The sequence below is a fragment of the Stagnimonas aquatica genome (assembly GCF_003730135.1).
GTDB lineage: Bacteria > Pseudomonadota > Gammaproteobacteria > Nevskiales > Nevskiaceae > Stagnimonas > Stagnimonas aquatica.
Genome location: NZ_RJVO01000001.1, coordinates 480,929 through 506,429, shown reverse-complemented (window position 1 = coordinate 506,429; position 25,501 = coordinate 480,929). Strand labels below are relative to the sequence as shown.

Below are 25,501 nucleotides of genomic sequence, written 5' to 3'. Positions count from 1 at the left end.
CGGACTGGAGCGGCGTGGAGAATTATTACATCAATCAATGGCAATGAGCCATCAATCCCCCGGTTGCTGACCGCGCTGGGCGGCGATCCAAAGCTCGATCTTGCTGTCGAGCACGCCCAGCGGCACCGCGCCGTCCTTGAGCACCTCGCGGTGGAACTCGCGGATGTCGAACTTCGGCCCCAGCGCCTGCTCGGCGCGGGCGCGCAGTTCCTTGATCTTCAGCTCGCCCAGCTTGTAGGCCAGCGCCTGGCCGGGGATCGCCATGTAGCGCTCGGCCTCCGAGATCGCCTGCGTCTCGCTCTGCGCCGAGTTGGCGAGCATGTAGTCGATCACCTGCTTGCGGCTCCAGCCCTTGGCGTGCAGGCCGGTATCCACCACCAGCCGGATCGCGCGCCACAGCTCGTTCTGCAGATAGCCGAAGTAGTCGTAGGGATCCTGATAGACGCCGATCTCGCGGCCCAGCGATTCCGCGTACAGGCCCCAGCCCTCGATGTAGGCGGTGACGCCGCCGAAGCGGCGGAACTTCGGCAGCTCGGTCAGCTCCTGCTGCAAAGCCAACTGGAAGTGATGCCCGGGGATCGCCTCGTGCAGGAACAGGTCCTCCGCGTCCCAGATCTTGCGGGTCGGCAGGTCGTAGGTGTTGACGTAGAAGACGCCCGGCCGGCTGCCGTCCTCGCTGGGCGACTGGTAGCTGCCGCCGGCCGCCGACTTGTTGCGGAAGCTCTCCACCGGCCGGATCTCGAAACCGGCCTTCGGCAACAGGGTAAAGAGCTTGGCGCTGCCCGCCTCCACCTTGCCGCGCAGGCCGTTGTAGTAGGCCAGCAGCTCCTCTTCGCTCTTGAACTCGAAGCGCTTGTCGGTATCGAGGAAGTGGAAGAACTGCTTGAGGTCGCCCTTGAACTTCAATTGCTTGATGACCTTGCGCATCTCGCCGTGGATGCGCGCCACCTCGTCGAGCCCGATCCGGTGGATCTGCTCCGGCGTGAGATCGGTCGTCGTGGTGGTCCGCACCCGGTAGGCGTACCAGGCGGCACCGTCGGGCAGGGCGGCAAGCCCGACGCTGGCGCGGGTCTTGGGCAGGTAGTCGTTGCGGATGTAGTCGCGCAGCTTGCGATAGGCCGGCAGCAGCGTTTCGCCGATCAGCACCTTGTAGTCGCGGCTCAGGCGCGCCCGGTCCTCGGCGCTGAACTCGGCGGGCAGATTGCTGATCGGCTTGTAGAACAGCGTCTGTTCCGGCTCGGCAACGATCAGCGCGTCGAGCTGTGGCAGCACCTTGTCCATCAGCACCCGGGGCTGCACCACGCCGGCGGCGACGCCCTCGCGCATGTTGGCGATGGCCTGGTCGAACAGCACCGGAATCTGCCCGGCGCGCTGGAGCCAGTTGTCGTAGTCCTGCACGGTCTTGAACGGCTGCGCGGAACTGCCGGAACCGAGCTGCGCCAACTGGTTGGGCAGGCTGTAGAACTGGTTGATCGGCTGCATCCAGCCGGGAAAGCGCGCGCCCTCGATGTCGTTGTCCAGCTCGCGCAACAGGATCTGCAGGCTCAGCCGGTCCTGCGCGCCCAGCGGTGCGGGATCAACCGCCGCGATCCGCGCCCGCCATTTGCGGTTGAACTCCAGCTCCTGGGCGCGGAACTCCGCCGACAGGAAGTTGGGCAGCTGATCGTTGTAGCGGCTATCCCCGACGTAGGTGGCATTCAGCGGGCTCAGCCGCAGGCCCTCCTCCCAGTAATCGCTGAACAGGCGGCTGACCGCCTCGGCCGGCGTGGGTGCCGGTGGTGCCGCAGCGGGCATCGGCGGCGGCGTGGGCACGACCGGCGTCTGGGCGCAGGCGGCGGTCAGCAGGGCGGTGAGGCCGGTGAGCAGCAGGTGGGAGCGCAGGCGCTGGGGAGTCATGGCGGTGTTGATGGCGTGAGGGACCCGCCGCAAAGGTAGCGCGAATCCGCCGCGCCGCGCGCCTTCAGCCGGCGGCCAGCGGCGGCGCCAGCCAGCGATTGCGGCCGGCCGCCTTGGCCTGGTAGAGCAGGCCATCGACCTCGCGCAGCAGGCGCTCCGCAGATTGCTCGCGGGTCGGCTGCAGCCAGCGACAGCCGCCGCTGGCGGTCAGACGCAGCGGCTCCTGGCTCATCGGCAGGTTCAGCGACACCCCGCGGATCACCTCAAGCACGCCCTCGGCGAGTTCGGGCAGGGCCTCGGCATGGAGGTCGTACCAGACCACCACCAGTTCCTCGCCGCCGTAGCGCGCCACCAGGTCCATCGGCCGCCGCGCGACCCGGCCGGACAGCGCCCGCCCGACCTGGCGCAGCACCTCGTCGCCGAACGGATGGCCGTGGCGGTCGTTGATCGCCTTGAAGTGGTCGATGTCCACCAGCATCACGGCAAGCCCGCGCTGCTCGCGCGCCGCCTGCTGCAACAGCCGTGGGAACAGCCGGTTGAAGTCGTGGCGGTTGGACAGCCCGGTCAGCGCATCGGTCTTGGCCAGACTGCTGGCGTATTGATAGCCCAGCCAGTTGATGCGGTTGATGACCTCGATGGCGTAGGCGCCCAGGATCGCGATCAGCCCCAGCAGCGCCAGCGTGTAGGCCTCCAGCGCCGGGCTGGATCCCGGCAGCGGCCAGCGGTACTCCTGGGCGATGGCGAGCGTGACGAATACCGCCGCGCCGAGGGCGATGCGGCGAAAGCTGAAACCACCGAACAGCGCCACCGCCACCAGCACGATGCCCAGCATCTGACTGGGGAAATGCATCTCGCCGCGCAGCGACAGGTGCCTCAGCACCAGTTCGGCGACACCCAGCGCGATCACCGCCAGGGTCTGCACGCTCTGCTGCAGGAGCGGCGGCACGTTGGCCAGGGTCAGGCCGATGGCGATCAGCAGCAGCGGCAGGATCAAGCCGAGTTCCAGCAGTTGCACGAAGGGTGTCGCGGCCGCGCTGACCTCAAACAGCGGTGCGTTCAGCAGCGGCGAGACCGCGAACATCAGCGCGTGCGCCGCCAGCAGCAGACTGCGCGAGTAGCGGTAGCGGCGGCGCAGCACATTGCGGAACGCCGCCTCCAGCGCCGGCGACAGGCGCGAGGCGCGCTGGCGTGGCGAGTCGATCAACAGGCGCCACTGTGCCGGCGCCAGCTTCCAGGAGCTCGAATCGGTGTCCATCGCGGTCTGCGGCGCCCGCTGCCGGCCGGGAGGCCGTCTCCTAGTAATGTAGTAATTTTCGCCATAGTACCCGAGCTGCCGACGGCAGTGCTCGGGTCTTCAGTACCAGTCCAGGGCCAGTCCGGCCAGCAGGCCGCGACTCGGTGCCGGTTCGTAGTAGCGGCGGTTGCCGTCGTTGACGATCACCGAGCCGATGCTGGCGCGGTCGAGCAGGTTTTCGACCCGCAGGCTGGCGCTCCAGCCCCAGTGCTCGCCGCGCCGCCGGTAGCGCGCGCCGAGGTCGAACAGAGCTGCTGCCGGCGCCGATTCGCTGTTGCGGTCGTCGACCGGCACCGAGCCCAGGTAGCGGGCCTCGACAAAGCCCAGCCAGGCCGGCGTCGGCGTCCAGTCCAGGCGCGCCTGCCACTGCTGGTCGGCGACGCCCGGCAGGCGGTTGCCCGCCGCGATGGTCGTGTTGGGCGTGGTGCAGGGGCTGCCGGTGCAGGCACGGTATTCGTCCTGCACGCGGGCTTCCAGCCAGGTGCCCGCCACTTGCAGTTGCCAGTCCGCCGCCAGTTGGCCGCCGAGCTGCCACTCGGCACCGCGCCGACGGGTGCGGCCGGCATTGCCATAGCTGCTGCGGCCGCCGCTGTTGGTGAGCACCACCAGCTCGTCGCGGCTGCGGGTTTCGAACAGCGCCAGCTCGCTGCGCCAGCCGGCACGCGGGCTCAGCTTGGCGCCCAGTTCGGCGTTGCGGCTCTTGGCGGCGCGCAGGCCGAGGTTGGGGCCTGGCTGGCCGTCGGGCCGGTAAGCCAGTTCGGCGAAGGTCGGGGTCTCGAAGCCGGTGCCGTAGGCGGCGTAGAGCTGTGCCCAGGGCCGCGCCGCCCAGCGCAGGCCGGCCACCGGCGTGGTGGCGCCATAGGCGGTGCCGCCGCTGTCGTCGCCGTTGCCGGCGGCGAGGTAGTGATCCTCCGAGTCGAAGGCGACCCGGCTGTGGCGCACACCGGCCAACAGCGAGGCGCGCGGCGCGAAATGCCAGTCGGCTTGCAGGTACTGGTCGAAACTGTCGGCGCGGTTGTCCTCGTCGCGACGCAGGGCGCCACGCAGGCCGAGGTCGCTGCCGACGAAGTTCTCGTAGCCGCGACGCTGCTGTTGCAGCCGGTCGTAGCTCAGGCCCGCGACCAGGCTCAGCGGCCGTGCCAGCCAGTGTGTCTGGCGGCTGTAGCGCAGGTCGGCACCGCCGTAGTCGCTGGCGAGATCGACCACGCCGCCGGCGCTGCCGGGTGCCGCCTGCGCCGCCATCGGCACCGCCAGGTATTGGGTAATCGCGCGCTGGCCGGCATAGGCCAGCAACTGCAATTCGCCGGCGCCTAGGCGCTGGCTCAGCACCGCACCGAGCTGGTCCTGCGCGGTGCTCTTGCGGCTGTCGAACAGCAGCGCCGCCGGCGCTGCCTGGCGGGGATCGGCCTGCGCCTGGGCGCGGGTCAGGCCCAGCGGGTCCAGGGCCTCGGGACTGTCGAAGTGGCTGAGCAGCAGGCTCAAGTGCCGGCCCTCGCCGAGGGTGAAGCGCAGCTTGCCGTAGAGGTTCTCGCGGCTGGCGGCGCTGTGTGCGCGGTAGCCGTCGGTCTCGAAGCGGCTGAGCGCGAAGCTGAAATCGCCGGCCCCAGCCTCCGGGCTCAGCGGCCCGCTCAGGCTCGCCGACCAGCGCTGGCGGCCGTCGCTGCCGTAGGCGCTGTCGAGCCGGAATTCCGGGCTGGCGCCGCCATCGCGGCTGAACAACTGGATCACGCCGCCGGAGGAATTGCCGTAGAGCGTCGAGAACGGCCCGCGTAGCACCTCGACGTGGTCGGCGGCGGCGAGCGGAAAGTGCGAGATCTGCCCCTGGCCGTCCGGCTGGCTGGCCGGGATGCCGTCCAGGTACAGGCGCAGGCCACGGATGCCGAAGGCCGAGCGGGCGCCGAAACCGCGCAGCGAGATCTGCGTGTCCTGCGCGTAGTTCTGGCGGTCGCGGGCCAAGAGGCCGGGCACGCCGTCGAGCAGCTCGGAAAGGTTTACGCCCAGCTCGGCCGCGTCCGGCTCACGCCGGCTGATCGTCGCCGGCACCTCGTCGGCCGGCGTGGCGACGCGGGTGGCGCTGACCGTGACCGGCGCGAGCTGCACCGGCGCCGGCTGCCCCGGGGGCTGAGCGGCGGCGGGCAGGGCCAGCAGGGCAAGCGCGACGGCATGGCGATGTGGGCGCATCAGGCCTCGCTTCCGCTGTCGAAGCGGCCATGGCGGCCGCCGCCGCTGCTGAAGCGCGCGGCACCGGCCAGGGTCTCGCCGGACTGCAGCGTGGCCATGCCCAGGCGGAATTCGTTGGCCAGCGCCGCCGGCTCGTCCAGGCCCCATTGCTCGTAGGCGCTGCGGCGGTCGTTGCGCAGACATTGCTGGGGAAAATCCGCCAGTTGCAGCGCCAGCGCCTCGGCGGCGGCCAGCGCCTGGCCGGCCGGCACCATTCGGTTGGCCAGGCCGATCTGCAAGGCCTCGGCGGCAGCCACCGGGCGGCCGGTGAGGATCAGGTCCAGCGCCCGGCTCATGCCGATCAGGCGCGGCAGCCGCAGCGTGCCGCCGTCGATCAGCGGCACCCCGAAACGCCGGCAGAACACCCCGAACACTGCGGTCTCGTCGGCAACGCGCAGATCGCACCAGCAGGCCAGCTCGATGCCGCCGGCCACGCAGTAGCCGCTCACCGCCGCGATCACCGGCTTGCTCAGTTGCATGCGGCTGGGGCCCATCGGCCCATCGCCGTCCGGCGCCAGCCGGTTGGCGCGCTGCGGGTCGCCGCTGCCCACCGCCTTCAGGTCGGCGCCGGCGCAGAAGTGTTCGCCAGCACCGGTGAGGATGGCGACCTTCAGCTCCGGGTCGGCGTCGAAGGCGCGGAAGGCCTCGGCCAGCGCGCGGGCGGTGGCGCCATCGACGGCATTGCGCGCCTCGGGGCGGTCGATGGTGACGATCAGCAGCGGCGCGCGGCGTTCGACGCGCACCGGCGATACGGAAGGGCTGGACATGAGGGTGACCGGCGTGGCTGGACTGCGGCGATTGTCCACCGTGCCGCGTACGTCGGCGTACTGCGGCCGGAGGAGCCCTCGCAGTCGCCAGCGCGGGCGCGACTGCGTAAGCTTGCGCACCCGCAATTCCCGCCGCCCCAAGCGGCTGTCTGCCATGTCGTCGCTTGCTCCCCTGCAACACTTGCTCGGCCCCCGTTTCGTGGACGAGCAGGAGCGCTGCCGCCGCTACGCCATTCCCGAGCGCGGCGCGCCCGGCCACACCCCGGCGGTGCTGCTGCCGCAGGACGAGGCCGAGCTGGCCGCCCTGCTGCAAGCCGCGCAGGCGGCGCGCAGCCCGCTGGTGGTCAGCGCCGGGCGCACCGGCCTGGTCGAGGCGCAGCGGCCGGAAGGCGAGGCGGTGCTGTCGCTGGAAAAGCTCAAGCGCATTCTCAGCATCGACGCCGGTGCGCGCACCGCGATGGTCGAGGCCGGCGTTGCCGTCGATGCGCTCAATGCCGAGCTGGAGCCGCTGGGCCTGGTCTGGCCGATGGAGATGGGCAGCACCAGCAGCGCCAGCGTCGGCGCCTGCATCGCCAATGGCTCGGCCGGCGCCAACGCCATCTGCTACGGCACCGCCGCGCACCTTGCCGACGCGGTCTGGGGCCTGTGGGCCGACGGCAGCGCCGCGCCGGAGACCGCCGGCCCGCGCTGGCAGCAGCCTGATCCGCAGCAACTGGTGATCGACTCCGCCGCGCCCGATCCGGCGCTGGGCCTGATCGGCACCCAGGGCGTGCTCGGCCTCATCACCCGCGCCCGGCTGCGCCTGCAAGCACTGCCGGCGCAGCGTGAAGCGGCGCTGATCCCGGCGGCGTCGATGCCCGAGGCCATGCAGATCCTCGCCGCCGCGCGCAATGCGTTCGGCACCGACATCGAGGAATTCGAGTTCATCGGCCAGCGCGCCATGCAGCTGGTGCGCGAGCTGAAGGGCGCGGAGTTCCGGCTGCCGTTCGAGAAGGACCCGCAGGCCAATTTCTATCTGCTGCTGCAGATCAAGTCGGCGGACCCCGACGAGGATCTCGCCGGCCGTTTGTACGGCTTCCTGGCCGAGACCCTGGCCCTGCCGGACGCGCTGATCGGCTACGCGCCGCTCAAGGCCTTGAAGGCGATCCGCCACTCGATCACCGAGGCCAGCAACCACGCCATGAAGCAGCGCGGCGGCGGTCGTCTGGCCTTCGATACCGCCACCCCCATCGCCCGCTTCGGCGACTACCTCGCGGCACTGGAAGCCTCGCTCAAGCGCGACTACCCGCACATCGACTTCGTCGCCTTCGGCCATGCCGGCGTTGGCGGCGCGCATCTGCACTTGTTGGGTTCCGGCGAGCGGCCGGTAGCGGCGGAGAGCGCGGCGCTGATCGCGCGGGTTTTCGATGTCACCGCCGAGTTTGGTGGCACCTTCAGCGCCGAGCACGGCGTCGGCAGCAAGTGGGGGGAGGAATTCGCCCGCCGCGCGCGGCCGTCGGTGGTGCAGGCGCTGGTGGCGGCGAAGCGGCTGCGCGATCCGAATCTGATCCTCAATCCGCGCAGCTTCGGACTGGATCGCTTGGTGCTGGAGTGCTGATGTCTGAACTCACCGCCATCTATCCCCTCTCCCCTCGTGGGAGAGGGTTAGGGAGAGGGGGGACTTTAGATCTTTCCCGTCGCGGCCCCCTCTCCCCCAACCCCTCCCCCACGAGGGGGGAGGGGAGCCTTCGCGTGGTCCGTTCATGAGCGCCCTGATCCTCCTCGCAGTCTGCATGGCGCTGGGCGCCATCACCGTCCGCGTGCGCCCCGACGCCGCCGGCTGGGTGCCCGGCCTCAATGGCTTCGTGCTCAACATCGCCTTTCCGGCGCTGGTGCTGGAGCTGATCCCCAAGCTGCACCTGGAACACGGCCTGTGGTTTCCGGTGATGGCGATGTGGGGCACCGCGCTCGGCGCGCTGGCGCTGATGGTGCTGCTCGGTCGCTGGCTGGGCTGGCAGCGCGGCACGGTCGGCGCGCTGGCCCTGGTCGCCGGCTTCGGCAACACCTCCTTCACCGGCATTCCGCTGATCGAGGCCCTGCGCGGCAAGAGCCACCTGGGCGCTGCGGTGCTGGCCGATCAGGCCGGCTCCTTCCTGGCCTTGGCGACGCTGGGGGTGTTCACCGCGTCCTGGTTTGCCGGCACCGCTACCAGTGCCCGCGAGGTGCTGCTGCGGGTGGCCAAGTTCCCGCCGTTCATCGCCATGCTCGCCGGCTTCGCGGTCGGCGCCCTGGGCGGCTGGCCGCCGCTGGCCGAGGACGTGCTGCACCGGATCGGCGTGGCCCTGTCGCCGATGGCGCTGTTCGCGGTGGGCTTGCAGTTCAAGCCCTCGGACCTCGCCGTGCACCTGAAGCCGATGACCGCCGGCCTGGCCTGGAAGCTGGGCCTGGCGCCGCTGCTGGTGGTGCTCACCGGCCGCGTACTTGGCGTCGGCAGTGGCACTCCCTACGAGGTGGCGGTATTGCAGGCCGCCACCGCGCCGATGATCTCGGCCGGCATCCTGGCGCAGCAATCGGGCCTGGCGCCGGCCTTGGCGAACACGGTGGTCGGCGTCGGCATCCTGCTCTCGCTCGCCACCGTGCCGCTGTGGAACCTGCTGCTGGGCTAGGGCTTGGCTTACTTGCCGAAGATCGAGAAAGCCTTGTCCAGCGCCTTGCCGACGGCGTTGTCCTTCACCTGCTCGACCAGGCTCTTGGTGGCGTCCTGCACCGTGCCCGCCGCCGTCGCCTTGCCGCCGGCGGCGGTGTAGCCGCGCACCGCCTGGATGCCGCCGGCGTAGTCGTTGAGCCGATAGCCGACATCGTTGCAGAGCGTCTGGCCGTCCTGCGCCAGATCGAGGGCTCGCTTGGTGCGGTACAGCTCGCCGTCGGTTTGCAGTTGCATGTACTTCTGCAGGTTGCCCTTGAGCTTGGCGGTGTTCTGCCTGGTCCGCGTCTCCCAGGCCTTGGCGCATTTGGCGTTGACGGCACGGCCGTTGGCGAGCGCGGCATTGAGCTGGCTCACATAGTCCGGCGCGGCTTTCTGGAAGGCGGCCTGGTAGTCGCCGGCTGGCGCCGCCTTGAGTTGCTCGTGCAGGCCCATCCGGGCGCTGCGCACGGCGGGGGCCATGCCCTTGCTGACGCTGAAGTTCTGGCTCAGCCCGCCGTCGTGGCTCCAGGCGATGCACTCCGGGTCGGTTTCCAGCGTGCCGGCGGCGGTGTCGCTGTAGCCCTGGTACTGCGCCATCAGCGCCTGCTGATCGAAGGCGCCGCCGGACTGCATGGCGGCCGCCACCTGCGCCTGCTGTTCGGCCTGCACCAGCGGTTCCAGGATGTCGCGCTGGTCATTGAGCTGTTTCTCGCGCTGGTCGACGGCGTTGTAGAGCGCGCTGATCGGCGCCTCGAAAGCGGCGCAATCGACCACGCCCTCGGCATTCGGGGCCGGGATGGCGGGAATCGACGCGAACGGATCAGCGACGCCAGCGCTGGCGGCGCCGGTCATCAGCAGCAGGGCGAGGGCCGGGAGGCGGTAGGTCATGGGAAGCTCCGGGGTTGGTGGGGTGGAGGGGATGGGGTTCATTCGCCGGTGAGCCGCCGCAGATTGCGACGGGCGGGCAGGTAGGCGGGATCGAGAGCGAGTGCAGTCCGGAAGGCGCTGGCCGCCTCGGCCTCGTGGCCGGACTGCCAGAGCGCGACGCCGTGGTTGCTCAGTACCCGCGCCTTGCCGGGCGACTGTTCCAGCGTCGCGGCCCAGAGCGCGGTCTCGCTGCGGTAGTCGAGATTGCGCAAGGCGGTGAGGGTCGCCAGCGTCGCCAGCAGGAGGGCCGCCAGCGCACGACCGGCCTGCGGCTGCCGCCGGATCAGCCAGGCCAGCGCCCAGCCCAGCGTCCAGGCCAGCGCCGCCATCGGCAGGTAGAGCTGACGGTCGTTGGCGAGGTCCAGCCGCGCCAGCAGCGAGTTGGTCGGCAGCAGGAACACCAGCGCCCAGGCGGCGCAGAAGGCCGGCCAGCGCCAGCGGCGCCAGGCCAGCGCCGAGGCCAGCAGGCCGATCAACAGTGCCGCCGCCGCCAGCGCCCCGGCATCGACGCCACCGGAGACCGGCAGCGCGGGGTCGATGTTGGGCGCGCGCAGCAGCAGCGCCCCGCGCAGCAGCCAGACCAGTGCCGGCAACTGCTGCAACAGGTTGTCCAGCGGCGCCCGGGTTTCCAGGCTGGTGGCGAAGAAGCCGGTGTAGCGGCTGCCGGCCATCCAGGCCACCACCGCAATCAGCAGCAGCGGGTAGGGCCAGAGCCGCGCCATCCGCTGCCGCAGCGGGTCATCCGGACGCGCCAGCGCATCCCAGGCGAGCAGGGCGAGCGGCAGCACGGCGGCGGTCTCCTTGACCAGCATGGCGGCCAGCCAGAACGCCGGCGCCCAACCGCGAGCGCCGCCGCGCAGTTGCCGGTCGTAGGCGGCGACCGCCGCCAGCGCCAGCAGGCCGGACAGGCCGCTGGACCGCCCGCTGAGATAGCTCACCGCCTCGGTCTGCAGCGGGTGCAGGGCAAACAGCAGCGCCGCGATCAGCGCCGCCGGCGCACGCTGCTCGGCCTCGACGCCGGCCAGCGCGAACAGCCGCTCGCCCAGCCGCCAGACCAGGGCGCTGGCGAGTGCGTGCAGCAGCAGGTTGAAGACCGCGAAGGCCCAGGGGGCGCCGTCGCCAAGCGCCCAGCTCAGCAGGTAGCTGAGCTTCAGCAGCGGCCGCAGGCCGGTGCCGAATTCGTCCGCCCAGACCGTCAGCGACCGCGCCGCCGGGTCGCCGACGATGACCCGGTAGTCGTCGAACTGGAACACCGCCGCCAGCGCCGGCAGCCAGGCCAGCGCGACCAGGAGCAGGGCCATGCCCACGAGCCAGCGCGGCCGGCCGACGGCCACGCGGTCTGCGCTGCATTGCTGGTCCATCCCCTGACTCCTCCGGACGGAGCGGCGCCTACGGCGGTGCCCCTGGCAGGCCGGCGACGTCCGTGTCGGTATTCGGTTCTAGCGGGCTCAGATGCCCGACTTGGAGGTGGAGTTTAAAGACGAGGTTTCCGCGCCGTTGTGACCGAGGTTGCAGGCGCCGGCAGAGCCTTGCTCGGGCTCAGAGACAGGCCTGGCCCGAGTGTCGGATGCATCCGGTGCTCGATGCCCGGCTGGCATCCGGCCTGGGCTTGCGCTTCGGCCGGATTGGTCAGCGCACGCTCAGGGCGCGCGAGGCAGCACCTGACCGCCTTGCTTGTAGACCACGCCGCCCTTCATCACGAAGGCGATGTGCTCAAACTCGCTGACATCCCGGAGCGGGTCGCCGCTGACCGCGATCAGGTCGGCGTAGAGCCCTGGGGCGATGCGGCCTACGGTCTTTTGCCAGCCCAGCAGCTCGGCGGCGCTGCCGGTGGCGGAGACGATGGCCTGCATCGGCGTCAGACCCCACTCCACCATCTTCGCCATCTGCTTGCCGTTCCAGCCGTGCGGGTAGACGCCAGCGTCGGTGCCGTAGGCGATCTTCACGCCGGCTTTGGCCGCCTTGCGGAAGTTCTCACGCTGGGTACGGCCGACCAGCCGTTCCTTGTCGAGGATCTTCTGCGGATAATTCAGGCGTCCGAACTCGGCGAGGATGTAGTCGTCGTTGTAGATGTCGGCGACCAGCCAGGTGCCGTGCTGCTTCATCAGGCGGATGCCCTCGTCGTCGATGAAGCTGCCGTGCTCGATGGAGTCCACGCCGGCCTTGATGGCCATCTTGATGCCCTCGGTGCCGTGCGCGTGCGCGGCCACCTTGCGGTCCCAGCGGTGCGCTTCGTCGACCAGGGCGTTCATCTCTTCCTGGGTGTATTGCGGCGCGCCCACCGAGTCCTCTTCCGAGAGCACGCCGGCGGTGGCCACCATCTTGATCACGCCGGCGCCGTACTTCACCTGCTCGCGAACTTTCAGCCGCACCGCCTCGACGCCGTCGGCGACGCCGCTGAAGCCGTCGATGTGCAGGTAGGGCGAGGTGCCGGTGAGGTCGGCGTGACCGCCGGTGGCGCCGATACCGTGGCCGGCGGCGTCGATGCGCGGACCGGCGACGCTGCCGTCGTCGATGGCCTTCTTCAGCGCGATGTCGATGAAGTCCTCGGCGCCGAGGTTGCGGATGCTGGTGAAGCCGGCCATCAGGGTGCGGCCGGCGTAGACGTGGGCGCGCACCGCGGCGTCGATGGCACTTTCGCGCACCAGCTTCTGGTAGTAGTCGCCGGACTCGCCGCTGATGTGGGTGTGGCAGTCGATCAGGCCAGGCGTGAGCGTCGCGCCGCCGAGGTCGATCAGCTCGGTGCCGGCCGGGATCGGCAGGCCGCTGCCGACGGCGGTGATCCGCTCGCCCTCGACCAGCACCACCGCGTCGCGCAGCGGCGCCGCACCAGTGCCGTCGATGAGTTGCGCGGCGCGGATCGCCAGTCGCTTGGGGACAGGGGTTTCGCCAGCCGCCAGACTGGCGTTGAACGGCAGGGCAAGGGCGAGCAGCAGGGCGCTCAGACGGATGCGGGGGCTGGGCAAGGGAGAGTCCTCGGTCGGCGGGTGTCGGTAGCCACGCAAGATCGGTGCGCGGCGCCGTGTTGGCCTGAACTCTGGCGCCAAGCCCCCTGGGGCCGCAAGCCGTTCAGGCGGCGGTCCCGCCCCGGCGCGAGGGCCATAGCAGGCGGCGCAGCAGGCGCCGGGCCGTGGGGCGGCCCTGGATCACTTCGCCGCCGAACAGCACCCGGATCAGCCGCAGTTTCAGCTCTGGCCGCCAGTGCGCGGCCAGGGTCAGCAGGGATATGCCCACCGGCGTCGTGCACCAGTCGCGCAAGCCCTCGCTGAGCCGGAACAGGTCGGCGTAGCGGGCCTGGAGGGCGGCGGCGTGGGCGCTGCCGTCGCCGCCGCGTTCCAGCAGGGTCCGCGCCTGTTCGGCGGCGATGCGGCCGCTTTCCAGCGCGTAGTCGATGCCTTCGCCGGTGAGTGGGTTGACCAGGCCGGCGGCCTCGCCAGTGATGAGTACGCGCGGCGCCGTGAGCGGCGCGCGCAGGAAGTCGGTGCGCAGCGGGAAACTGCGCGCTTGCCCCAGCGGCAGGGCGCCGCGCAGCAGGGGCGCGGCCGTGCGCCGGCGGTACTGCTCCAGCCATTCCGCCGGGCGGGCGTGGTCGCGATTGGCGTAGAGCGCGACGCCGACGTTCGCCAGCCCCGGCCCGGCCGGGAACACCCAGCCGTAGCCGGGTGCCGTCTCGCGGCGGAACTGCAGGCGCCAGAGGTCGTCGTCGGATTGATAGTTTTCGTAGTACTGGCGCACCGCGACCATCACCGCCGGCTTGCGCGTCAGCAGCCGCATGCGCATCAGCGGACCCAGATGGGCGCCGCAGGCCAGCACCGCGTAGCGGGCATCGAGCGAGCGCTCGCCGTCCGGGGTCTTCAGTCGCAGGCGCAGATGGTTGTCGGCGGTCTCCCAGGTCTCAAGCGCGTGCTGCTCGCGCAACTCGGCGCCGGCGCCGACCGCCGCCTGCACCAGCAGCGGGTCCAGCTTCAGGCGCGGCAGCACGTAGGCGTAGTCGGTTTCGCCGGCGCCGCCGAGCTTCGACTGCACCCGGCCCAGCGGCGCGCTCAGCTCGAAGCGGCGGATCAGCGCCGCCTGGCGCCGGACCTCGGGCTCGACGCCCAGTGCCTGCAATTCCGCGACCGCGCGCACGGTCAGACCGTCGCCGCAAATCTTGTCGCGCGGGAAGCGCGCCATGTCGAGCAGCACCACCCGCAGGCCAGCGCGGGCGGCGTGGAAGGCGGTCGCGGCGCCCGCCGGGCCGGCGCCGATCACCGCCAGGTCGTGCATGCCGGCGGCGGTCATGCCTCAGGCCGCCGGCAGGCCGAGATTGCGCCAGAGCTTGAGCGTCGGCTCGGCCTGGTTGAGGGTGTAGAAGTGCAGGCCCGGCGCGCCGCCCTTGAGCAGGGTTTCGGCGAGCCGGGTGACCACATCCAGGCCGAAGGTCTGAAGGCTGGCCTTGTCCTCGCCGTAGCTTTCCAGGCGCAGTCGCAGCCAGCGCGGTATCTCGGCGCCGCAGGCGTCGCTGAAGCGCTGCAACTGGCCGTAGTTGACGATGGGCATGATGCCCGGCACCACCGGGATGCGCAGGCCGGCCTTCTCGCCGCGCTCGACGAAATCGAAGTAGGCGTCGGCGTTGTAGAAGTACTGGGTCACCGCGCCGCTGGCGCCGGCCTCCACCTTGCGCAGGTAGGCGGCGAAATCGGCGTCCGGACTGGCGGCCTGCGGGTGCACCTCCGGGTAGGCCGCGACCTCCAACTGGAAGTGGTCGCCGTGGGTCTCGCGGATGAAACTCACCAGCTCGTTGGCGTAGCGGAACTCGCCCGGCGCGGCATTGCTGATCGCGGTGGCCGGCAGGTCGCCGCGCAGGGCGACGATGCGGCGCACGCCGGCGGCGCGGTACTGGTCGAGCAGAGCCGCGATGCCGGTGCGGGTGGAGCCGATGCAGGTGAGGTGCGGCGCCGCCTCGATGCCGGTCTGCTTGATGACCTGGATGAGGGTGTCGTAGGTGCCGTTCTGGTCGCTGCCGCCGGCGCCGTAGGTGACGCTGAAGAAGGCCGGCTTCACTGCCGCCAGCTCGCCGATCAGGCGCGGCAGATTGGTCCAGCCCACCGGCGTGCGCGGCGGGAACAGCTCGAAGGAAAAATGCAGTTCGTGCGCGTGGCTCATGCGGCGGTGTCTCGGCGGTATTCGTGGGGGCAGTGCGCGCTGTTGAGGGCGACGCCGCCCTGGGCGTTGAGCTGGCGCAGCCGCGCCTGGTTGGTCTTGCGGGCGGGATTGTCCACCGCCAGCAGGGTCTGGAAGAGGTTGAGGCCGGGCGGGCAGCGGCCTGCCGTCTCGACTTCGGTGTGGAAGAAGTAGGCGTCGCCGCAATGCAGCCGCCAGCCGCCGTCCTGGTCGCGGGCGGCGACGCCGGCATGGCCACGGGTGTGGCCGGCCAGCGGCAGCAGCAGGATTTCGTCGTCGCTGTCGCCGAGCGCGCGCACCGCCTCGAAGCCGTTCCAGCGCTCGCCGGCGGTAGAGTGCCGCACCCACTTCGGACCGTGCGCCCACAGCCGCGCCTCGTAGCGCTGCTTCTCGATCAGGCTCTGCGGGTGCGCGGCGGCGGTCAGCTCGGGGGCGTGCACATGCACCTCGGCCTCGGGGAAATCGGCGAGCGCGCCGGCGTGGTCGAAGTCGAGATGGGTGAGCACGATGTGGCGCACGTCGGCGGCCTTGAAGCCGAGTTTGACCACCTGCGCCAGCGCGGTTTCGCGCAGATCGAGTGTTGGCCGCATCAGTGCCTTGAGGTGAGCGTGCACCATGCCCTGGACCTGGGCGGTGCCGAGGCCGGTATCAACCAGGGTCAGGCCCTTGCGGCCCTCGATCAGCCAGCAGTGGCAGACGATCTGCGCCGGCTCCAGCCAGCCGCCTTCGCCCTGCATCAGGCGCCGGCCGTGCGGGCACATCGAGCCGCAGTTGAGGTGATGAATTTTCACGGGCGACCTCGAAACGAAGCGCTTGCCATCGTCGCTGGCGGGCGACGCCCTCCCCCGCTAGCGGGGGAAGGTTGGGATGGGGCGTTGGGGGGGCGGGCAAACGCCCCCAACCTACGCCCTTCCCCGCAGGCGGGTGAGGGGACTCAAGCCTTAGTAGCGATAGTGCTCGGGCTTGTACGGGCCTTCCACCGGCACGCCCAGGTAGGCGGCCTGCTCGGGCGTGAGCTTGGTCAGCTTCACGCCGATCTGCTCCAGGTGCAGGGCGGCCACTTCCTCGTCCAGCTTCTTCGGCAGGCGGTAGACGGTCTTCTGGTAGCTGTCCTTGTTCTTCCACAGATCCAGCGCCGCGAGGGTCTGGTTGGAGAAGCTGTTGGACATCACGAAGGCCGGGTGGCCGTGGGCGCAGCCGAGGTTGATCAGGCGGCCTTCGGCGAGCAGGTAGATCGAGCGGCCGCTGTCACTGAAGGTGTAGCGGTCCACCTGCGGCTTGATGTTCTCGCGCACCGCGCCGGAGTTGTTCAGGCGGTCGACCTGGATCTCGTTGTCGAAGTGGCCGATGTTGCAGACCAGGGCGTTGTTCTTCATCGCGCGGATGTGTTCGAGCGTGATGATGTCCTTGTTGCCGGTGGTGGTGACGTAGATGTCGGCGAACGGCAGCACGTCCTCGATGGTCTTCACCTCGAAGCCCTCCATCGCCGCCTGCAGGGCGTTGATCGGGTCGATCTCGGAGACGATCACGCGGGCGCCGAGGCCGCGCAGCGAGTGCGCCGAGCCCTTGCCCACGTCACCGTAGCCGGCGACGAAGGCGACCTTGCCGGCGATCATCAGATCGGTGGCGCGCTTGATGCCGTCGGCCAGCGATTCGCGGCAGCCGTAGAGGTTGTCGAACTTGCTCTTGGTGACCGAGTCGTTGACGTTGATCGCCGGCACCAGCAGCTTGCCGGCCTCCATCATCTGGTAGAGGCGGTGCACGCCGGTGGTGGTTTCTTCCGAAACGCCCTTCCAGTCCTTCACCACCCGGGTCCAGAAGCCCGGGCGCTCCTTGGCGACGCGCTTGAGCAGGTTCTTGATCACCTGCACTTCGTGGTTGTCGCTGGGCGTGTCCACCCAGGTGTCGCCCTGCTCCAGCTCGTAGCCCTTGTGGATTAGCAGGGTGACGTCGCCGCCGTCATCGACCACCAGCTCGGGGCCGGTGAGGGTGCCATCGGCCAGGGTGTGGGTGACGCAGTCCAGGGTCAGGTCCCAGTACTCCTCCAGGGTCTCGCCCTTCCAGGCGAACACCGGCGTCCCGGCCGTCGCCACGGCGGCGGCGGCATCGTCCTGGGTGGAGAAAATGTTGCAGCTCGCCCAACGCACCGAGGCACCGAGCGCCTTCAGGGTCTCGAGCAGCACCGCCGTCTCCTTGGTCATGTGCAGCGAGCCGGTCAGGCGCACCCCGGCCAGCGGCTTGGACGGCGCGTACTTGGCGCGGATCGACATCAGGCCGGGCATTTCCTCCTCGGCCATGCGGATGCGCTTGCGGCCGAATTCGGCCAGGGAGAGGTCCTTGACCTTGAAATCGGAGAAGGTGGGTTTGGTGATCGCGGTCATGCGTCGCTCCAGAGCTGGTGTTGAGTTGGAACGGGCGCCGTTGCGGTGTCAGTGCCGGCGAGCCTGGCCGCCCTCATCGACGGTCGCAGCGCCCCTCGCGGGCCAAGTGGGTGGCAGTATATCCGCTTATGCGGATAAGAGGATATTGCCGAGACGGTGGGCGACGGGCCTATCCGCCGAAGGTCTCTCCCAGGAAGGCCTTGAAGCCGGGTGTTAGCCGCAGCTCGGCCAGATCCGGATCGGTCTCCAGATGCTCGCGGTCGGGTAGACCGCCCGCATCGCGGCTGCGGCGCAGCCAGGTGAGGCTGGCCTCGAAGTCCTGCAACCGGGCGTAGGCGCAGGCGAGGTTGTAGGCGGCCACTGAGGGTTTCCGCTCCGCGAAGGGCAGCATCAAGTCCCGTGCACGCTCGCAAAGGCCACGAGCCTCCGCAGAATCTCCGATGGCCTCAGCTTCGTGCAGCAGCGTGCTGGCCCAGTTGCTGGCGACCTCGTGCATGTCCGGTTTGATGCGCAGGGCGTCGGCGTAGCGCTGGCCGGCCTGCTGCCAGAGGCTGCGCGCGGTCGGCAGGTCCTTGACCTGCGCCAGGGCCAGGGCTTCGGCCGCGAGAGCGTTGCCCCAGTTGTAGGCGGCCTCGTGCTTGTCGGGCTTGATGCGCAGGGCGTCGGCGTAGCGCTGGCCGGCCTGCTGCCAGAGGCTGCGCGCGGTCGGCAGGTCCTTGACCTGCGCCAGGGCCAGGGCTTCGTCGTCGAGGGCGCTGCCCCAGTTGTAGGCGGCCTCGTGCTTGTCGGGCTTGATGCGCAGGGCGTCGGCGTAGCGCTGGCCGGCCTGCTGCCAGAGGCTGCGCGCGGTCGGCAGGTCCCCGGCTTGCGCCAGGGCCCGGGCTTCGGCCGTGAGGGCGTTGCCCCAGTTGTTCAGCGCCCAGTGACTGCGCCCGTCGAGTTCCACCGCCCGCTGGTAGTGCGCGATGCCCCGCTGTCGCCACCAGGAGGCATCCGCGCGGCCGTCTTGCTCGCTGATCGACTGCGCCCAGTAGCCGCAGTAAAAAGCGGCCTGCGCATCTCCGGGGCTCAGGCTCAACAAGGCGTGCCAGAGCGCATAGGCTTTTTCGGGCTCTGCCTTGCTGGCGAGTGCCTCGGCGCGGAGGCGGTCGGTCGGCGAGGCCGCTTCCGCCGCCTTGACCTCGGCGACGGCCTTGTCCACGGCTGCTGCGCTTTTGGGGCTCGAAGTGCTGTCCTTGGATTCGGGCCGCTGGGCGGCGAGCAAGGCATTGCTCTCGTCAAGGTTCTTCCGCGAGCCCTGCAGGTGGGAGTCGATCTCGCCCTTCATCCGTCGGACCTCGTCGAGGTCGACCTGGAGCCGCTCTCGCTCCTTGCGGCCGATGATGAAGGGAATCAGCAGGCCGACCAGTCCGATCACGGCCGTGAACACGGCCAGGTAGGCCAGCCACCAGTCGATGGTCTTGCTGCGAGCCTCGATCACGCTGTTGACGACGGACTCTTGCCGCTGTTCGAGTTCGGCCAGGCGCCGCTCCGCTTCGGCGCCGAGGCCGGTGGAGGGGCTCGGGCTGGGCGGTGCGGGCGCGAGCGATGAAGGCACCGTCGCTGGGGCAGGCGGCGCCGGTGATGTGCTCGACGGGCTTGTCGTCGCGGGGGCGATTGGCGCCGGCGGAGCGGCTGCTTGTGCCGCAGGTGCCGCCACCGAGGGGCTGGCCCAGGCTGGCCCGGCGAGGCTGACCAGGCCCCAGGACAGCAGGCCGGCGAGTCCTGCGGCAGTGACGGTATAGGTCCAGTAGGGGTGTCGTACCCAGATTGCCTGCGGTGGCCTCGTGTCAGCCATGGTGATCTTCCCTTCCCCAAGAACGCGGGTTCAGGGCGTCGCCCAGACCCGCAGATGGTTTGTGTCGAGTATGCCGCAAGCGATCACCTCGGCTGGGCTGGGATTGACCGAGGTCAATGAGCCGGGTCGAGGGGCTGGGAACAATGCCCGCACCCAAGACCTAGAGCGGGATTTCCTCCATGACCATCGAAAAGCACGACCTCGTCCACGACCTGCCGCAGTTCAAGGACCGCATCCATGCGCTGAAGACCAGCGACGCCCACTTCGCCAAGCTGTTCGCCGAGTACCACGAGGTGGATCACGAGGTGCGCCGCATCGAGCAGGAGCTGGAGACGCCCGGCGACGAGTATGTGGAAAACCTCAAGACCCGCCGCGTGCGCCTCAAGGATCAGCTCTACACCCGGCTCAACGCCGCGCACTGAGGGCGGGCCATGCTCAGTGCCACCCTGGCGGCGCCGCAGTCGCGATTCTCACGCCCGACGGCAACCGCCGGTTGGCGTGTCTGGCTGGGCCCATTGCGCTTGCCGTTTTTGCTGCTGACGCCTGGCTGCGTGCTGCTGGCCGCTGCGGTGGTGCACTGGCAGCAGGGGGCGCTGGATTTGCGCCGGCTGACGCTGGCGCTGCTGGGCGCGCTGGCGGCGCATGCGGCGGTCAATGCGCTCAACGAGTGGTTCGACTTCCGTAGCGGCCTCGACGCCCGCACCCGTCGCACCCCGTTCTCCGGCGGTAGCGGCAGCCTGCAAGCACACCCGGAACTCGCCGGCTACACGCTGGCGCTGGCTCTCGGTGCACTGGCGCTGACGGCGGTGATCGGCCTCTGGCTGCTGGCGCATCACGGCGCGGCCTTGCTGCCACTCGGCTTGCTGGGGCTGCTGCTGGTTGCCAGCTACACGCCGGTGCTGGTGCGACGGCCCTGGCTGGGCCTGCTGGCGCCGGGCCTGGGCTTTGGTCCGCTGATGGTGGTCGGCACGGCGGTGGCGCTCACCGGGCACCACTCGACGGCGGTCTGGGCCGCCGCGCTGCCGCTGCTGTTCCTGGTCAGCGCCTTGCTGCTGCTCAACCAGTTCCCCGATGTGGAGGCCGACCGCAGTGTCGGCCGCCGCAATCTGCCTGTCCTCTACGGCCGGCCGGCCGCCGCGCGGGTGTATGTCGGCCTGCTGGTGGCCGCCTACAGCGCGCTGCTGCTGGGGGTGTTGCTGGGCGCGTTGCCGAAGCCGGCGCTGCTGGGTCTGGCGACCCTGCCCATCGCCGCCTACGCAGCGGCGGTGGTGCAGCGCTGGCCCAATCGCATCCCCCGGCTGCTGCCGGCGATGGTGGCCAATGTGATGCTCAGCCTGCTCACGCCGCTGCTGATGGCCATCGGCCTCTACTGCACCTGATCGCCGCCCGCCAGGGCGCGCAGGGTCTGGCTGGCGTGCCAGCTCGCGCCGGACGCGAGCAGAACCGGGTTACCGACGCAGGCGGCTTCCACGCAGACGAAGCGCCGGTCGTCGCCGGCCGGCAGATCGGCCAGCGCGGCGGCCTTGGTCGCACCCGGATTCCAGACCACCGTGTCGGTGAAGCCGCTCTGGCGCACTTCCAGGGCTTGCCGGCCATCGCGCAGCCGCAGTTGTGACGGGGCGTCGAAGTAGATGCGATCAACTTCGCCGTCGAAGCGCACGGCCGAGGACTGCTCCTGCCGCTCAATACCGCCGCCGGCGGAATCGCGGTAACGCAGGCCTTGCAGGCCCCGCAGCGCCACCTCCGCGATCTCGTTGACGCGCAGGTAGGTATGCAGCGCGGCGGTGAAGCGGAATGCCTGCGTGCCGGTGTTGCGCACCGAGAAGCGGATTTCCAGCGTGTCGCCGCCGATCAGCACCTGCAATTGCAGACTGAATGCCTGTGGCCAGCGCGCGCGGGTTTCGGCGTTGTCCTCCAGAACCAGCGTCGCCGAGGCCGGCGCCGCGCTCTGCACCGACCAGCGCGCGCTGCGGGCAAAGCCGTGCTTGGGCAGCGGCCCCTCGCCGGCGAACTGCGGAAAGATCACCGGCACGCCACCCCGGATCGCGACGCCGGGCGCGGCCTGGGAAAGCGGGCTCAGGTAGAGCCGGTCTTCCGATTCGCCGGCCGGAATCCAGGACAGCAGATGGCCGCCGTGCCGATGCAGCCGTGCCTGGGCGCCGTCGGCGGCGCGTAGGATCAATACGTCTTCTTCGCTCATGACCGTCGTCGGCTTGCGGATAGGAATGGCAGGCACAAAAAAGCCGTCTTGCGACGGCTCGTTTGCGCGGCCTGGCGGCAGCTTACTTCAGCTTCTTGGTCTCGCTCTTCAGCAGTTCGGCCTTGTCGGTCTTCTCCCAGGAGAAGGCGGTGTACTTCTCGCCGTTGGCGCCCTTGATCTCGTAGGGCGCGCGGCCGAAGTGGCCGTAGCTGGCGGTGGCCTGGTACATCGGGTGGATCAGGTCGAGCATCTTGATGATGCCGCCCGGACGCAGGTCGAAGTTCTTGCGCACCAGCTTTTCCAGCACCGCGTCGGAGACCTTGCCGGTGCCGAAGCTGGTGACGAAGATCGAGGTCGGCTCGGCGACGCCGATGGCGTAGCTCACCTGCACCTCGCAGCGGCTGGCGAGGCCGGCGGCGACGATGTTCTTGGCGACGTAGCGGGCGGCGTAGGCGGCGCTGCGGTCCACCTTGGACGGGTCCTTGCCGGAGAACGCGCCGCCACCGTGACGGGCCCAGCCGCCGTAGGTGTCGACGATGATCTTGCGGCCGGTCAGGCCGCAGTCGCCCACCGGGCCGCCGATCACGAAATTGCCGGTCGGGTTGATGTGGAACTTGGTGGACTTGGTGATCCACTTGGCGGGGATCACCGGCTTGATGATGGATTCCATCACCGCCTCGCGCAGGTCCTTGAGCTTGATGTCCGGGCTGTGCTGGGTGGACAGCACCACGGCATCGACACCCACCGCCTCGCCGTCCTTGTAGCGCAGGGTGACCTGGCTCTTGGCGTCCGGGCGCAGCCAGGGCAGGCCGCCCTTCTTGGCCTTGCGGATCTTCGACTGCTGCTCGACCAGGCGGTGGCTGTAGTAGATCGGCGCCGGCATCAGCTCCTTGGTCTCGTCGCAGGCGTAGCCGAACATCAGGCCCTGGTCGCCGGCGCCGATTTCCTCGGGCGCCTTGGGCTTCTTGGCGGTGCCGTCGACGCCCATGTTGATGTCGGGCGACTGCTTGCCAATGATGTTGAGGATACCGCAGGTGGCGCCGTCAAAGCCGACGTCGGAGCTGTTGTAGCCGACATCGCTGATGACCTTGCGCACCAGTTGTTCCAGGTCGACCCAGGCGCTGGTGGTGACTTCGCCGGCGACGATGGCGACACCGGTCTTCACCAGCGTTTCGCAGGCGACGCGCGCCTTCTTGTCCTGGGCCAGGATGGCGTCGAGAACGGCGTCCGAGATCTGGTCGGCCAGCTTGTCGGGGTGGCCTTCGGAAACGGATTCGGAAGTGAAGAGGTACTCGCTCATCGGGGTTGCTGCTCCAGAGGATGTCCGGCGGAAGGAGGAATATCTGTCTATGCGGATAGGCGGATAGCTGGCTATTTTAAAGCCGGTCGCCCCCCGGCGCGAGTGTGCGCCGTCCACGCGACACTGGCGTGGCAGCGGAGGGGGTTCGCGGAGGCGGCTTCAGTCCGCCGGACGCAGGCGTTCCAGGTACTCGATCAAGCCGCGCAGTCCCTCGTCGTACAGGACTCCGCTCTGAGCGGTCTTGGCCATGCCGATCAGCCCTTCGATGGCGGAGACGATGAACACCGCCGCCGCCGGCACATTGAGGTCGGCGCGCACCTTGCCCAGGGCCTGGCCGCGCGCCAGGGCCTCGGCGTAGGCGCCGATCCATTCGCTGAGGATGCCTTGCAGGCGGCTGCGGAAGCCCTCGTCGTGCGGCGACATCTCCTGCGCCAAGTTGTTGAACGGGCAGCCATAGGCGAGCAGGCGCTCGCGCAGCTTCTCGCGGCGCTTGCGCAGCCCGGCGACCGCCGCGCTCACCGGGTCGTCGGCGGTCCGCAGCGGCTCCCACTGCGCCTGCATGTAAGGCCGCACCAGCTCATCGAGCACCGCGTAGCCGAGCGCGTTCTTGTTATCGAAGTGGTGGTAGAGCGCGCCCTTGGTAACCCCCGCCTTGTCGAGAATGGCGTCGAGACTGGCGCTGCGGAAGCCGCGCTTGTGGATCTCGTCGAAGGCGCATTCCAGCAAGCGCTGGCGGGTGACATCGGGTTGGCGGGCGGCAGACATACCGGCGAGTATCGACTGGCCTGCCGGCTTGTCAATCGCCGTCGGCGTTGCAGCGCGCCTGGCGCTGTCGGCCCTCGGCCTGTTCTGCGCCACTGGCGCCCCAGCTCAGCGGAACCGCAACCGCACTCTCAGCCCGCCCAGCGCGCCCTGATCCAGGCACAGCTGCGCGCCGTGTCGCTGGGCGATGCGGCTGACCAGCGCGAGACCGAGTCCGCTGCCCTCGGCGGGGCTGCCTGGCAGCCGGTAGAAGCGGCGCAGCACCCGTTCGCGTTCCGCCTCGGGGATGCCCGGGCCGCTGTCGCTGACCCACAGCTCGGGTTGGCCATCGACGCACTGCACGCCAAGCTCGACGCGTCCGCCGACCGGCGTGTAGCGGATGGCGTTGTCGATCAGGTTGCGCAGCGCCAGGCTCAGCGCCTCGGCATCGCCCAGCAGGGTGCAGGGCTGTGCCACCCCGTAGCCCAATTCGATCTGCTTGGCGTCGGCCAGCGGCAGCAGGTCGGCGATTGCCGCCGGCGGTAGCTCGTGCAAGGCGATGGTGCGCGGCTCCGGCGCCGGCAGTTGCTCCTGCCGCGCCAGTGCCAGCAGCTGTTCGATCAGCCGGCTGGCGCGGTCGATGCCGGCGAGGATGGCGGTGCCGGCGGCGGCGCGTTCGGCTTCCGGCGCGCCCTGTAGCGCCTGCACCTGCAGGCGCAGGGCGGTCAGCGGCGTGCGCAATTCGTGGGCGGCATCGGCGAGGAAGGCGCGCTCGCTTTCCAGCAGGCCGGCCAGCCGTCGCAACTGGCCGTTGAGAGCCTGCACCAGCGGCTGCGCCTCGCTGGGCAGGCCGGTCTGCGGCAGCGGCTCCAGCGCCTCGGCCGGACGCGCCTCGACCTGGGCGGCGAGCGCGCGCAGCGGCCGCAGCCCGCGACCGACGATCCCCCAGATCAGCGCCGCCAGCAGCGGCACCAGCAGCGCGAAGACGGCGAGCACGCGCAGCGCCAGTCGCGCCGCGCGCTCCTCGCGGACTGCGGTCGGCTGCGCCACCTGGATCACGTGCAGTGGCGTGCGCACGCCGTAGACGCGCCAGCGGCCCTCGCGGGTCTCGACATCGGAATAGCCCAGGGTGGTCAGGCCCGGCAGCACGCTGTGCGGCTGTGAGAGGTAGACCCGCACGCCGTCGAGGCTGAACACCTGCACGGCGAGATCGGCCGCGCGGTCCTGCGCCGACAGCTCCGGCTGCGGCGCGAACGGGCCGGCAAACATCTGGTCGCGCAGGCTCAGCGCGGTATCGCGCAGGTGCTGGTCGAACACCTCGTTGGCTTCGCGCAGGGTGATGCGGTAGAGCAGGGCGGCGACCAGCAGGGCCGCCAGTAGCAGGCCGCCCAGCAGCCCGGCGAGCAGGCGCGCGCGCAGTGAGCCGAGCAAGGGTGTCGCATCTGTACTCACGGCGGCAGGCGCCAGCCGACGCCACGGACGTTGAGGATCAGGCCGCTGCCCAGCTTCCGGCGCAGGGCGTGCAGGTGCACGTCGACGGCATTGCTCTCGATGCTGCTGTCCCAGCTGTACAGGCGCTCTTCCAGTTGCTGGCGCGATAGCACCTGGCCGGGCCGCTCCATCAGCGCATGCAGGATCGCGAACTCGCGCGGCGACAGCGGTACCTCGACCCCGGCCTGGGTCAGGCGGTGCTGGGCCGGGTCCAGCTCCAGCTCGCGGTGGACGATGCGCGGCCCGGCGCGGCCGCCGCGCCGACGCACCAGGGCGCGCAGGCGGGCGGCCAGTTCGTCGAGGTCGAAGGGCTTGACCAGATAGTCGTCGGCGCCCTCGTCGAGGCCGCGAACCTTGTCGCTGACCGCGTCGCGGGCGGTGAGCACCAGCACCGGCAGCTCGCGGCCCTCGGCGCGCAGCCGCCGCAGCACGTCATGACCATCGAGTCCGGGCAGGCCGAGATCGAGCAGCAGGGCGTCGAAGTGCTCGCCGCTGGCCAGGGCGGTGAGCGCGCTGGGGCCGTCTTTCACCCAGTCCACCGCGAAGCCGCGCTGCGCCAGGCCACGGACGGCGGCGGCTCCGATGTCGGGATCATCCTCGGCGAGCAGCAGGCGCATTC

The 25,501-nt window shown here is 70.1% G+C and carries 21 protein-coding genes and 1 riboswitch; of the genes, 4 read left to right on the top strand and 17 right to left on the bottom strand.

Annotation, left to right across the window (positions count from 1 at the left end; all coding sequences use genetic code 11):
- Nucleotides 1–51: 51 nt before the first annotated feature.
- From ED208_RS02230 to ED208_RS02215, 4 genes are all read right to left on the bottom strand, one after another.
- On the bottom strand, nt 52–1,896 hold the full coding sequence (locus ED208_RS02230; protein ID WP_123210216.1) for a DUF885 domain-containing protein: 1,845 nt from the start codon (nt 1,894–1,896) through the stop codon (nt 52–54).
- A gap of 64 nt (nt 1,897–1,960) precedes the next feature.
- On the bottom strand, nt 1,961–3,151 hold the full coding sequence (locus tag ED208_RS02225; RefSeq protein ID WP_123210215.1) for a GGDEF domain-containing protein: 1,191 nt from the start codon (nt 3,149–3,151) through the stop codon (nt 1,961–1,963).
- 99 nt (nt 3,152–3,250) lie between these two features.
- Nucleotides 3,251–5,371 carry a TonB-dependent receptor family protein gene (locus ED208_RS02220; protein WP_123210214.1) on the bottom strand — a complete coding sequence of 707 codons (2,121 nt, stop codon included), beginning with the start codon at nt 5,369–5,371 and terminating at the stop codon, nt 3,251–3,253.
- Nucleotides 5,371–6,177, bottom strand: coding sequence for a crotonase/enoyl-CoA hydratase family protein (locus ED208_RS02215; RefSeq protein ID WP_123210213.1), 807 nt, complete (start codon nt 6,175–6,177; stop codon nt 5,371–5,373). The genes ED208_RS02220 and ED208_RS02215 overlap by 1 nt, the downstream gene beginning before the upstream one ends.
- Nucleotides 6,178–6,331: 154 nt before the next feature.
- On the opposite strand from ED208_RS02215, the gene ED208_RS02210 reads away from it, so the two are divergent.
- Complete coding sequence (locus ED208_RS02210; RefSeq protein ID WP_158608394.1) at nt 6,332–7,774, top strand: FAD-binding oxidoreductase; 1,443 nt, start codon at nt 6,332–6,334, stop codon at nt 7,772–7,774.
- Nucleotides 7,775–7,919: 145 nt separating this feature from the next.
- Nucleotides 7,920–8,822 carry an AEC family transporter gene (locus tag ED208_RS02205; protein ID WP_199720480.1) on the top strand — a complete coding sequence of 301 codons (903 nt, stop codon included), beginning with the start codon at nt 7,920–7,922 and terminating at the stop codon, nt 8,820–8,822.
- Nucleotides 8,823–8,830: 8 nt separating this feature from the next.
- On the opposite strand, the gene ED208_RS02200 is transcribed toward ED208_RS02205, so the two are convergent.
- From ED208_RS02200 to ED208_RS02165, 8 genes are all read right to left on the bottom strand, one after another.
- Nucleotides 8,831–9,730, bottom strand: coding sequence for a hypothetical protein (locus ED208_RS02200; protein WP_123210211.1), 900 nt, complete (start codon nt 9,728–9,730; stop codon nt 8,831–8,833).
- Between the two features lie 38 nt (nt 9,731–9,768).
- A complete protein-coding gene (locus ED208_RS02195) occupies nt 9,769–11,070 on the bottom strand; it encodes a tetratricopeptide repeat protein (protein ID WP_148044658.1) in 1,302 nt (433 codons plus the stop codon).
- Nucleotides 11,071–11,409: 339 nt separating this feature from the next.
- Complete coding sequence (locus tag ED208_RS02190; protein WP_123210209.1) at nt 11,410–12,735, bottom strand: Xaa-Pro dipeptidase; 1,326 nt, start codon at nt 12,733–12,735, stop codon at nt 11,410–11,412.
- A 103-nt stretch (nt 12,736–12,838) separates the two neighbouring features.
- Nucleotides 12,839–14,050, bottom strand: coding sequence for an NAD(P)/FAD-dependent oxidoreductase (locus ED208_RS02185; RefSeq protein ID WP_123210208.1), 1,212 nt, complete (start codon nt 14,048–14,050; stop codon nt 12,839–12,841).
- A gap of 3 nt (nt 14,051–14,053) precedes the next feature.
- Nucleotides 14,054–14,914 carry a methylenetetrahydrofolate reductase [NAD(P)H] gene (gene metF, locus ED208_RS02180; protein WP_123210207.1) on the bottom strand — a complete coding sequence of 287 codons (861 nt, stop codon included), beginning with the start codon at nt 14,912–14,914 and terminating at the stop codon, nt 14,054–14,056.
- Nucleotides 14,911–15,723, bottom strand: coding sequence for an MBL fold metallo-hydrolase (locus ED208_RS02175; RefSeq protein ID WP_199720479.1), 813 nt, complete (start codon nt 15,721–15,723; stop codon nt 14,911–14,913). The genes metF and ED208_RS02175 overlap by 4 nt, the downstream gene beginning before the upstream one ends.
- Before the next feature lie 150 nt (nt 15,724–15,873).
- The gene (ahcY, locus tag ED208_RS02170) at nt 15,874–17,313 is read right to left on the bottom strand and encodes an adenosylhomocysteinase (RefSeq protein ID WP_123210205.1); all 1,440 of its coding nucleotides are present in this window, start codon (nt 17,311–17,313) and stop codon (nt 15,874–15,876) included.
- A gap of 25 nt (nt 17,314–17,338) precedes the next feature.
- A riboswitch (S-adenosyl-L-homocysteine riboswitch) is annotated at nt 17,339–17,416 on the bottom strand.
- 66 nt (nt 17,417–17,482) lie between these two features.
- Nucleotides 17,483–18,910, bottom strand: a complete 1,428-nt coding sequence (locus tag ED208_RS02165) for a TPR end-of-group domain-containing protein (RefSeq protein WP_123210204.1) — start codon at nt 18,908–18,910, stop codon at nt 17,483–17,485.
- A gap of 419 nt (nt 18,911–19,329) precedes the next feature.
- Here ED208_RS02165 and ED208_RS02160 point away from each other — a divergent pair, with 419 nt between their 5' ends.
- Both ED208_RS02160 and ED208_RS02155 read left to right on the top strand, forming a co-directional pair.
- The gene (locus ED208_RS02160; RefSeq protein WP_123210203.1) at nt 19,330–19,572 is read left to right on the top strand and encodes an HP1242/YdcH family protein; all 243 of its coding nucleotides are present in this window, start codon (nt 19,330–19,332) and stop codon (nt 19,570–19,572) included.
- Nucleotides 19,573–19,581: 9 nt separating this feature from the next.
- Entirely contained in the window at nt 19,582–20,529 is a 948-nt protein-coding gene (locus ED208_RS02155) for a prenyltransferase (protein WP_123210202.1), read from the top strand.
- On the opposite strand, the gene ED208_RS02150 is transcribed toward ED208_RS02155, so the two are convergent.
- From ED208_RS02150 to ED208_RS02130, 5 genes are all read right to left on the bottom strand, one after another.
- Entirely contained in the window at nt 20,517–21,350 is an 834-nt protein-coding gene (locus ED208_RS02150; protein WP_123210201.1) for a D-hexose-6-phosphate mutarotase, read from the bottom strand. The two genes, ED208_RS02155 and ED208_RS02150, sit on opposite strands and share 13 nt — an antisense overlap.
- 82 nt (nt 21,351–21,432) lie before the next feature.
- Nucleotides 21,433–22,650 (bottom strand): methionine adenosyltransferase, encoded by a 1,218-nt coding sequence (gene metK, locus ED208_RS02145; protein ID WP_123210200.1) that lies wholly within the window; start codon nt 22,648–22,650, stop codon nt 21,433–21,435.
- Nucleotides 22,651–22,809: 159 nt separating this feature from the next.
- Complete coding sequence (locus ED208_RS02140) at nt 22,810–23,415, bottom strand: TetR family transcriptional regulator C-terminal domain-containing protein (RefSeq protein WP_123210199.1); 606 nt, start codon at nt 23,413–23,415, stop codon at nt 22,810–22,812.
- A gap of 105 nt (nt 23,416–23,520) precedes the next feature.
- Nucleotides 23,521–24,843 carry an ATP-binding protein gene (locus ED208_RS02135; protein ID WP_233574746.1) on the bottom strand — a complete coding sequence of 441 codons (1,323 nt, stop codon included), beginning with the start codon at nt 24,841–24,843 and terminating at the stop codon, nt 23,521–23,523.
- Complete coding sequence (locus tag ED208_RS02130) at nt 24,840–25,499, bottom strand: response regulator transcription factor (RefSeq protein WP_123210197.1); 660 nt, start codon at nt 25,497–25,499, stop codon at nt 24,840–24,842. Before ED208_RS02130 ends, ED208_RS02135 begins: the two co-directional genes overlap by 4 nt.
- Nucleotides 25,500–25,501 lie beyond the last annotated feature (2 nt).

Coding starts and splice junctions, on each gene's coding strand:
- ED208_RS02230 (WP_123210216.1), bottom strand. CDS start 1,896: ATGACTCCCCAGCGCCTGCGCTCCCACCTGCTGCTCACCGGCCTCACC.
- ED208_RS02225 (WP_123210215.1), bottom strand. CDS start 3,151: ATGGACACCGATTCGAGCTCCTGGAAGCTGGCGCCGGCACAGTGGCGC.
- ED208_RS02220 (WP_123210214.1), bottom strand. CDS start 5,371: ATGCGCCCACATCGCCATGCCGTCGCGCTTGCCCTGCTGGCCCTGCCC.
- ED208_RS02215 (WP_123210213.1), bottom strand. CDS start 6,177: ATGTCCAGCCCTTCCGTATCGCCGGTGCGCGTCGAACGCCGCGCGCCG.
- ED208_RS02210 (WP_158608394.1), top strand. CDS start 6,332: ATGTCGTCGCTTGCTCCCCTGCAACACTTGCTCGGCCCCCGTTTCGTG.
- ED208_RS02205 (WP_199720480.1), top strand. CDS start 7,920: ATGAGCGCCCTGATCCTCCTCGCAGTCTGCATGGCGCTGGGCGCCATC.
- ED208_RS02200 (WP_123210211.1), bottom strand. CDS start 9,730: ATGACCTACCGCCTCCCGGCCCTCGCCCTGCTGCTGATGACCGGCGCC.
- ED208_RS02195 (WP_148044658.1), bottom strand. CDS start 11,070: ATGGCCCTGCTCCTGGTCGCGCTGGCCTGGCTGCCGGCGCTGGCGGCG.
- ED208_RS02185 (WP_123210208.1), bottom strand. CDS start 14,050: ATGACCGCCGCCGGCATGCACGACCTGGCGGTGATCGGCGCCGGCCCG.
- metF (WP_123210207.1), bottom strand. CDS start 14,914: ATGAGCCACGCGCACGAACTGCATTTTTCCTTCGAGCTGTTCCCGCCG.
- ahcY (WP_123210205.1), bottom strand. CDS start 17,313: ATGACCGCGATCACCAAACCCACCTTCTCCGATTTCAAGGTCAAGGAC.
- ED208_RS02160 (WP_123210203.1), top strand. CDS start 19,330: ATGACCATCGAAAAGCACGACCTCGTCCACGACCTGCCGCAGTTCAAG.
- ED208_RS02155 (WP_123210202.1), top strand. CDS start 19,582: ATGCTCAGTGCCACCCTGGCGGCGCCGCAGTCGCGATTCTCACGCCCG.
- ED208_RS02150 (WP_123210201.1), bottom strand. CDS start 21,350: ATGAGCGAAGAAGACGTATTGATCCTACGCGCCGCCGACGGCGCCCAG.
- metK (WP_123210200.1), bottom strand. CDS start 22,650: ATGAGCGAGTACCTCTTCACTTCCGAATCCGTTTCCGAAGGCCACCCC.
- ED208_RS02140 (WP_123210199.1), bottom strand. CDS start 23,415: ATGTCTGCCGCCCGCCAACCCGATGTCACCCGCCAGCGCTTGCTGGAA.
- ED208_RS02130 (WP_123210197.1), bottom strand. CDS start 25,499: ATGCGCCTGCTGCTCGCCGAGGATGATCCCGACATCGGAGCCGCCGCC.